We start from the raw sequence: 445 nt of genomic DNA, 5'->3' as shown, positions 1-445 counted from the left end.
AGGCCGGGCTGGGGGTTCGTGGTGTCGGGTCTGTCGGACATGCACGGTTGGCGGCGCAGCTCTTCGGAGGCGGACCTGGAGGTGGGAGACTGGGTGGGCCTCGGTCTGTCGCACCCCTGCACGTCCTTCGACAAGTGGGTGCTCATCCCCGTGGCGGAGGCGGACGGCACGGTCGTCGACTACATCCGTACCTTCTTCTAGGAGGCAGGACCGTGGAAGAGCTCGTCATCCGGGACGCGGACGTCGTCGACGGCTCCGGTGATTACTCCTACCGCGCGGACGTGGTGGTGGACGGCGGACGCATCGTCTCCATCGTGAAGGAGGCGGCGGACGCGGGCTGCCAGCGTCCGAAGGCGCGGCGCGAACTGGACGCGGAGGGGCTGGTGCTGGCCCCGGGCTTCATCGACATGCACGCGCACAGCGATCTGGCGCTGCTGCGCGACCC

Annotated in this window: 2 pseudogenes; both read left to right on the top strand. The window is 69.2% G+C overall.

The features are described from left to right. Positions 1-201 (top strand): annotated as a pseudogene (locus tag LPA54_RS38905) (amino acid deaminase); the annotation flags it as partial. Positions 202-212: 11 nt separating this feature from the next. Next, positions 213-445, top strand: a pseudogene (locus LPA54_RS38900) (D-aminoacylase); the annotation flags it as partial.

This window comes from Streptomyces sp. DH12, assembly GCF_020873895.1.
Lineage (GTDB): Bacteria > Actinomycetota > Actinomycetes > Streptomycetales > Streptomycetaceae > Streptomyces.
This window is presented reverse-complemented; position numbering and strand designations above follow the sequence as displayed.